Source organism: Sphingobium wenxiniae (assembly GCF_007830065.1).
Lineage (GTDB): Bacteria > Pseudomonadota > Alphaproteobacteria > Sphingomonadales > Sphingomonadaceae > Sphingobium > Sphingobium wenxiniae.
Genome location: NZ_VLKK01000073.1, coordinates 1 through 1,442, shown reverse-complemented (window position 1 = coordinate 1,442; position 1,442 = coordinate 1). Strand labels below are relative to the sequence as shown.

Here is a 1,442-nt window from a genome sequence, read left to right as displayed (position 1 = left end):
CATGGGCATGCTCAACCACCATTTCGCAGCAGCCGCCTGATCGGCGCAGAGCGACAGCCTACCTCTGACTGCCGCCAATCTTTGCAACAGAGCCGATGATACATTGTTGGGCGTGGGACAAAGGCGTTTCAGTCCCGTCGATCCTGAAGCCAAGGCGAGCACTGCCGCGCTTATCAATGCGACGCGCCAGATCATGGCGCTCCCCGCAGACCGTCCGCAGGTGCTCCACATGCGTCGTGATGGGGTCGACCAAGAGCGCATCGTCATTCCGGCCCCAGCATGCCGTTCCCGGTTTGAGGTGGTGCTGGGCTCTGATTTTGTCGCTCAGGCAGATGGTGAGATAGTGCAAATAGGCAGTCGCTTCTTTGCGGATTATCCTGAATGGGTCACTGTGCCGATAGCCCATGAACTGGCACATAATATCTTGCGGCACCGCGAGCGGCTCGAGGCAAAAGGCGTAAATTACGGCCTATTGTCAGGTGTCGGCCGCAATGTTCGTTATTTTCGGCAGACTGAAATAGAAGCGGACATTTTGTCTGTGTCACTCCTTGCCAATGCGGGATATGATCCAAAAATCGCCCTGCTTTTCTGGCGCGCGTTCGGCCCTGTGCATGGTGCGGGCATATTGCGCAGCCGCTCGCACCCCGCCTGGAAGGATCGCGTGGCCACTATGGAGCGCGCGATCGCCGAACTGGAACCAGAAAGCCCGCGCCGACCTGCCATCCTAACCGCGCGCAACCGGCCGCTCGACGGAAACTGGCAGGCTCTACTGGAGAAAAGGCGCTGACCGTCACGGCATTGCTCTTCATTCAGCGCGTTGCTGCTCGCTCGTAATGTGAGGTGGTGCGGGAAATTTGGACAGGTTGTTAAGCTAATCCCGACCTGAGGAAGGACGGGAATGAAGACGACGAGAAAGCGCTACAGCGCGGAGTTCAAGGCGGAGGTAGCGCTGGAGGCGATCCGTGGGGATCTGACGCTGGCCGAGCTGGCGGCGAAGCATGGCATTCACCACAGGATGATCGCGTCGTGGCAGCGCCAGGCTGTTGAGGGAATGGCAACGACGTTCTCCGGGGCGGGCGATGCGGCCAGAGCCTCCAGCGAGGGGGAAGTGGAGAAGCTGCACGCCAAGATCGGTCAATTGGTCGTGGAGCGGGATTTTTTAGGCAAAGCCTTCGATCGATGAGCGTGGACCGAAAGCGATCGATGATCGAGCCTTCGCACCACCGCCTATCGATCTGGGCGCAGTGTGGACTACTGTCGATCAGCCGATCATCCTATTACTACACGCCGGTTCCGCAGACCGATGCGACATACCTGGACATGCCTTGGTATGGCAGCCGCCAGATGAGATTCAGGGGTTTCATTGACGCAGCCGGATCGAGACTATGGCGGCTATCGTCTTTCAGTTGCGCTTGAGAGAGGCAGGAACGGCCGGCCAGTGG

At 59.0% G+C, this 1,442-nt stretch carries 1 protein-coding gene and 1 pseudogene; both read left to right on the top strand.

Features of this window, described 5'->3' with window-relative positions; translation table 11 throughout:
* The first annotated feature begins 106 nt into the window (after positions 1-106).
* Positions 107-787: a M48 family metallopeptidase gene (locus tag IQ35_RS20880; RefSeq protein ID WP_158636738.1), complete on the top strand. Its 681-nt coding sequence runs from the start codon at positions 107-109 to the stop codon at positions 785-787.
* A 111-nt stretch (positions 788-898) separates the two neighbouring features.
* Positions 899-1,347: pseudogene (locus IQ35_RS20875) on the top strand (transposase); the annotation flags it as partial.
* Positions 1,348-1,442 lie beyond the last annotated feature (95 nt).